This is a genomic window from Mesorhizobium sp. M7A.F.Ca.AU.002.02.1.1 (assembly GCF_003998535.1).
In the GTDB taxonomy this organism is placed as follows: domain Bacteria; phylum Pseudomonadota; class Alphaproteobacteria; order Rhizobiales; family Rhizobiaceae; genus Mesorhizobium; species Mesorhizobium ciceri.
Genome location: NZ_RZPB01000414.1, coordinates 1 through 5,550, shown reverse-complemented (window position 1 = coordinate 5,550; position 5,550 = coordinate 1). Strand labels below are relative to the sequence as shown.

6 protein-coding genes are annotated in these 5,550 nt (G+C 64.8%); all 6 read right to left on the bottom strand.

Translation table 11 applies throughout. The features are described 5' to 3' along the window. On the bottom strand, nt 1–700 hold a 700-nt coding region (locus tag EN879_RS22735), incomplete at its 3' end, for an ABC transporter transmembrane domain-containing protein (RefSeq protein ID WP_245493854.1). Between the two features lie 78 nt (nt 701–778). Next, nucleotides 779–1,825 carry a glucokinase gene (locus EN879_RS22730; protein ID WP_027161200.1) on the bottom strand — a complete coding sequence of 349 codons (1,047 nt, stop codon included), beginning with the start codon at nt 1,823–1,825 and terminating at the stop codon, nt 779–781. 174 nt (nt 1,826–1,999) lie between these two features. Next, nucleotides 2,000–3,088 (bottom strand): penicillin-insensitive murein endopeptidase, encoded by a 1,089-nt coding sequence (gene mepA / locus EN879_RS22725; RefSeq protein ID WP_063169660.1) that lies wholly within the window; start codon nt 3,086–3,088, stop codon nt 2,000–2,002. A gap of 149 nt (nt 3,089–3,237) precedes the next feature. Further along, nucleotides 3,238–4,137, bottom strand: a complete 900-nt coding sequence (locus EN879_RS22720; RefSeq protein WP_063170414.1) for an SDR family oxidoreductase — start codon at nt 4,135–4,137, stop codon at nt 3,238–3,240. Next, nucleotides 4,134–5,288 carry a tRNA epoxyqueuosine(34) reductase QueG gene (gene queG / locus EN879_RS22715; RefSeq protein ID WP_027161203.1) on the bottom strand — a complete coding sequence of 385 codons (1,155 nt, stop codon included), beginning with the start codon at nt 5,286–5,288 and terminating at the stop codon, nt 4,134–4,136. Before queG ends, EN879_RS22720 begins: the two co-directional genes overlap by 4 nt. Continuing rightward, nucleotides 5,269–5,550 (bottom strand): glutathione S-transferase family protein (locus tag EN879_RS22710; protein WP_164755353.1); only part of this gene is annotated, 282 nt, incomplete at its 5' end. The genes EN879_RS22710 and queG, both read right to left, overlap by 20 nt.

Genomic DNA, 5,550 nt, shown 5'->3' with positions numbered 1-5,550 from the left:
GCTCGTCCTCCATGGTGAAGGCCTTGACGATGGCGATGCCTTGCGTGGCTTCCTGCATGGCGCCGATCAGCCGAGAGTTGATCTGCACCGATTCGCGCGTGATGCGGCGCACCCGGCGCATCAGATAGGTGACGGTCCAGATCAGCGGCGGCCCGATCAGCAGCGAACTCAAGGAGAGTATCGGATCCTGGTAGATCATCACGCCGACCAGGCCGACCAGCGAGACGGCATCACGCGCGGTCGAGGTCACCGTCATCGACAACAGGTCGCGAATGCCGTTGACGTTCTCGTTGACCTGCGCGGCCAGCCGCCCGGACCTTGTGTCGTTGAAGAAGGAGACGCCAAGCTTCATCAGATGGTTGAAGATGCGCTGCTGATAGCGCGCCACCAGATTGTTGCCGATCCTGGCCATCGTCACCGCCTGGCCGTAGCCGGCAAGGCCGCGCAGGATGAAGGCACCGAGCAGTGCGGCGCAGATCCATGGGATCAGGTCGCCGCGCCGTTCGTAGAAGATCTGATTGACGACCGGACTCATGATCCAGGCGGCAAGCGCCGTCGTCGCCGACACGGTCAGCAGGCAGAGGATGGTGAAAACATACGCCCCCCGATAGTCGCGGCCATTTTCCTGGAGGATACGGCGGATGACCGCCACGATCTCTCCCGCACGGGGTTTCGACAAATTGGGGGGCTGAAATGTCAAATTGGAGCGCTTCGTAGATTTCCGCTTCCCGCGGCCGGGCAATTTGGCACCCCTCTTAACGCCAAGCAGCCAGCTTGCCTATGCCTCGGGGTGACTAACTTCGTCGCGCCAGCGCCGGCCCGAAGTCTGGACACCGAACAGCGAGGGGTTCCTGGCATAGGCGGCAAGGCCCAGAAGTGCGGCCAGCGGATGGGTAATGACATACACCGGCATGGTGCGCATCATCGCGCTGTGCGGCGCCTTGTCCTCGAAAGCGGCACGGAAATTGCCGGCTTTCAGCGCCGGCACGATCTTCTGCGCGATGCCACCGGTGAGAAACACGCCGCCGCGGCTCATGAACACCAGAGCAAGGTCGCCTGCCGTGCGCCCAAGGCAGGTGACGAAGGTCTCCAGCGCTTCCTCGGCAACCGGATCGGTTTTCGCAAGTGCCGCGGCAGTGATCTCGGCCGGCGTGGTGAAGGGCGACGGCTTGCCGTCCGCCTTGGCAACCGCCCGATAGACATTGACCAGACCGCGTCCGCACAGGATCTGCTCGCCCGAAATGCGGCCCTCCAGCTTCTCGATATGCGGAAAAACCTCGAAATCGCGGGCCGAGCGCGGACCGATGTCCATATGGCCGCCCTCGCCGGGCACCGGTATCCAGTGGTGCAGCGCATGGACCAGCCCGGCGACGCCGAGCCCGGTTCCGGGGCCGAGCACGACGCGGCCGGCATTGGGCTCCGGCGTGCCGCCGCCGATCTTTTCCATGTGCTCCTCGCCGAGCGCGACGACGGCCAGCGCCTGCGCCTCGAAATCGTTGAGCACGACGATGTCGCTCAGGCCGAGGCTGGCGAACATTTTTCTCGGCTTGACGATCCAGGGGCAGTTGGTCAGTTCGATCTCGTCGCCGTCGACCGGACCGGCCACCGCCAGCACCGCCGAATTGGGACGCACCGACGAGCGATCGAGCACGGCCGCCTGGATCGCCTCGTCGATGGTGTTGTAGTTCGCCGTCTGGACGATGGTCGGCTCGCCTGCCTCGGAATTGGCGTCGAGCACGATCGAAAAGCGCGCATTGGTGCCGCCGATGTCGCCGATAAGGATCGGAAACCGCAACAAAGTATCGTCGTCGCCTGTGCCTGGCATGCTCTCGTCCGTCTCCGGCGCCACCGACGGCATCTAGCCGTTCTTCCGTTGACTAGCGCATGGGTTTGAAAAGGGAAACGGTTTTCGACCCCGGCGGCGCGCTGAGGCCGGCTGTGCGGCCAAACCGACACGGTTTCGCAAAAATAAGGCCCCGAACCGATTGGGCCGTGACCGTCAGTTTCCTGGCGGCCGCGGTCGCGGCAGCGGCACGCCGGTCTCGGGGGTCGCCGTGAAGGCGTTCACCGTACTTGGCAAGCCGGCGGCGGCCGGCGTGGCGGACAATGACGGCGCTTCGGGTTCGGGTGCGGCAGCCGCGACCGGCACGCCGCCGCCATGATAGGTCGCCGCCTCGGCCGAGGCCGGCCCCGGCGCGTCGAGCACGGCGCGGCATTCGCTCGGCAGGTTCGCCATCGTCATCAGGTCGCGTGCCTTGGGGGCATCCGGGTTCTTGTTGGGCCGCCACGGCTCCTGCGTGAACCACCAGGCCAATGGCTTGCCGCAACCGTCATCGTCCGGCGTCGCTTCCTGCGCCTTGCAGCCGGGGGATCCCGGCTGACAGCCGATGCGCATGTGAAAATGATAGTCGTGGCCCCAAAACGGCCGGATCTTGCGCAGCCAGCCGCGGTCGCCCCTGACGGTGTCGCAGAGTTTCTTCTTGATGCCCGGATTGACCAGGATGCGCTCGACCTGGCTGTAGCTCGCCGCCCGCTTCAGAAGCCTTGTGTGCGCCGGCGTCCACAGCGCGTCCTTCACCAGATGGGTCTTCTCATCGACCATCAAGGTGGCGCTCATCGATTCGCGCTGCGCCATCGACAGCGGGCGGCTGGGCATCGGCGTCAGCCAGATGTCGGCGTCGAGCCCGATCTGGTGCGAGGCATGCCCGGTCAGCATCGGGCCGCCGCGCGGCTGCGAAATGTCGCCGATCAGCAGGCCCGGCCAACCATCGGCTGCCGCGTCGCGCGACAATTTCTCGATCACCGCGATCATAGCCGGATGGCCCCAGCGACGGTTGCGGGACGGCCGCATCACCTCCCAGGTCGGACCGTCCATGGGAATGGCGACGCCGCCGGCAAAACAGCCCTTGGAATAGAAGCCGATCGATTGCGCCGCGCTCGCGGCTGGCAGTTTCTTGGCGCCGAACAGGTCTTTTGCCCGTTCCTCGGCCGCGGCCGGCCGTACGGCTAGACCGGCAAGGACGAACAGGCCGAGAGCGGCCGCCAGCCTGAATTTTTTGCCGAGAGATGGCTGTATCGGTGTTTTCATGAAACCGGATCCCCACCAGGCCGAATCATAGCATGCAACGCGGAACGCTTCGATCGATAGAGCGGTTCACCGAAACGGTGAACCGCTCTATCTCTGTTTTGACGCAATCCCGGACGGAGAACCGTGTCACACTTTTCCTGGAATTGCTTTTAGCGCTTCATCGGGCTGCGCGCCTCGCCGTCGCGCCAGTCGCCGCTCGCCCACATATGGTCGAAGGCGGCGCGGTAGTCCGGAAAGCGCAGGGAATAGCCCGCCGCCTTGATCGCCGCGTTGCCGACGCGCTTGTTCTCGCCATAGAAGGACCGCGCCATGGGCGAAAGTTGGGCGGCGTCGAAAGGAATCTCGGGCGGCGGTTCGATGCCCATCAATGATGCGGCATAGGCGACGACGTCCTGCGGCGGCGCCGGCAGATCGTCGGTGACGTTGAAGATGCCGCCTTTATTGCCTTGGATGAGCTGCCACAGGGAGCCTGCAATGTCGTCGCAATGAATGCGGTTGAACACTTGGTCGGGCTTGACCAGCCGCCTTGCGCTGCCGTTTTCCAGATTGAGCAGGGCATTGCGGCCCGGCCCGTAAATGCCGGAGAGTCGCAGGATCGCCACCGGCCGGCGAATCTCGCGGCCCAGCTCCAGCCAGTCCTGCTCTGCCGCCACCCGCATCATCGAACGCTTCGACACCGGCCGGCATTCAGCCGTTTCATCGACCCAGGCGCCGTCATAATTGCCGTAAACCCCGACCGTAGAGAGATAGCCGATCCATTCCAGCGCCGGCATTTGAGCGATTGCCTCTCGGGCGGCACCCAGCACGGGATCGCCAGCCTCCTCCGGGGCGACCGAAATCAGCAGATGCGTTGTCTTTTCCAGTGCATCGCCGATTTCCTCGGTCAGCGCACCGTCGAACAGCAGCGGGGCGATGCCGGCCTGCCGTAGCGTCTCGAATTTTTCCGGCGAGCGTGTCGTGCCGAAGATCGTCGCGGCGCCTTTGTTGGCCCGAGCAAAAGCCCTGCCGGAATAGCCGGCGCCGAAGATGAATATCTGCTTTTCGCTCATGCATTCGCCCTGGTTGGCCGCGCCAGACGCCATTCGTCGCGCACGGCTTCGTCGCTCTCGGTTTTCAGGCCGAGGGCTGCCCTTTCTGAATATTCGGCATCGGGCACCAGCCGCGCCAGCGCCCAAATTGCCGCGCCCCGCACCAGCTGCGAGGCATCGTCCAGCAAGGCGCGCACAGTGTCGGCAAGAGAGGCATCGCCGGAATTGCCGGCGGCGATCAGCACGTTGCGGATGAACCGATCGCGGCCGATGCGTTTTATCGGCGAACCGGAGAAGAAAGCGCGGAAGGCCGCGTCATCGAGACCCAAAAGGTCGGCGAGCGGTGGTTCGCGCAGATCATCGCGCGCGGCGAGTTTTGCTTCCGAAGCCGCCCGGGCGAATTTGTTCCACGGGCAGGCGGCTAAACAGTCATCGCAGCCATAGATGCGGTTGCCGATCTTTTCGCGGAATTCGTGCGGAATCGGCCCCTTGTTCTCGATGGTGAGATAGGAAATGCAGCGCCGCGCATCGAGCCGGTAGGGCGCCGGAAAAGCATCGGTCGGGCATGCGTCGAGGCAGGCGCGGCAGGAGCCGCAATGGTCGATTTCGGCGCGGTCGGGCACCAGTTCAGCGGTGGTGAAGATGGTGCCGAGGAACAGCCAGGAGCCGTGCTCGCGGCTGACCAGATTGGTGTGTTTGCCTTGCCAGCCAAGCCCGGCGGCTTCGGCCAGCGGCTTTTCCATGACAGGTGCGGTGTCGACGAACACCTTCACGTCACCGCCGGCGCGGGCAACGAGCTTGCCGGCGATCTCCTTCAGCCGGCCTTTCATCACATCGTGATAGTCGCGGTTTTGCGCATAGACCGAGATCGCGCCGCGGTCGCGCTTGGCCAGCACTTCGCGAAGATCATGGTCGGGGCCGTAGTTCATCGCCAGCACGACGATCGAGCGTACCTGCGGCCAGAGGGCCGTTGGTTCACTGCGGCGTTGCAGCGTCTCGGCGATCCAGTCCATTGAGCCGTGAAAGCCATCGGCGACGAATTCGGCCAGGCGCGCCGGCGCCAGCGGGATCGCATCGGGGGAGGTGACGGCGACGGCATCGAAGCCGGCGCGCTGCGCCTCAGCGTCGATCAGCGCGCGCAGTTTTGCGGCGTCAGAAGTCGAGGTCCGCATAATGCGACACCGGTGACAGGCCGCGCACCCGGTCGGTCAAAAGCGGCCGGAAGGAAGGCCGCGACTTGACCCGCGTGTACCATTCGCGAGCAGCGCTGTGCTCGCGCCAGTCTATCTCGCCGAGATAATCGAGCACCGACAGCGTCGCCGCGGCCGCGAGATCGGCATAGGTGACCCTCGAGCCGGCCAGCCAATGGCGGGTGCCGGCCAGCCAGTTGGTGTATTTCATGTGCTGGCGGATGTTGGCGCGCGCCGCACGGAT

Bases quoted from the DNA above. Each gene is read 5' to 3' on its own strand.
- EN879_RS22730 (WP_027161200.1), bottom strand. From the start codon at position 1,825: ATGCCAGGCACAGGCGACGACGATACTTTGTTGCGGTTTCCGATCCTT.
- mepA (WP_063169660.1), bottom strand. From the start codon at position 3,088: ATGAAAACACCGATACAGCCATCTCTCGGCAAAAAATTCAGGCTGGCG.
- EN879_RS22720 (WP_063170414.1), bottom strand. From the start codon at position 4,137: ATGAGCGAAAAGCAGATATTCATCTTCGGCGCCGGCTATTCCGGCAGG.
- queG (WP_027161203.1), bottom strand. From the start codon at position 5,288: ATGCGGACCTCGACTTCTGACGCCGCAAAACTGCGCGCGCTGATCGAC.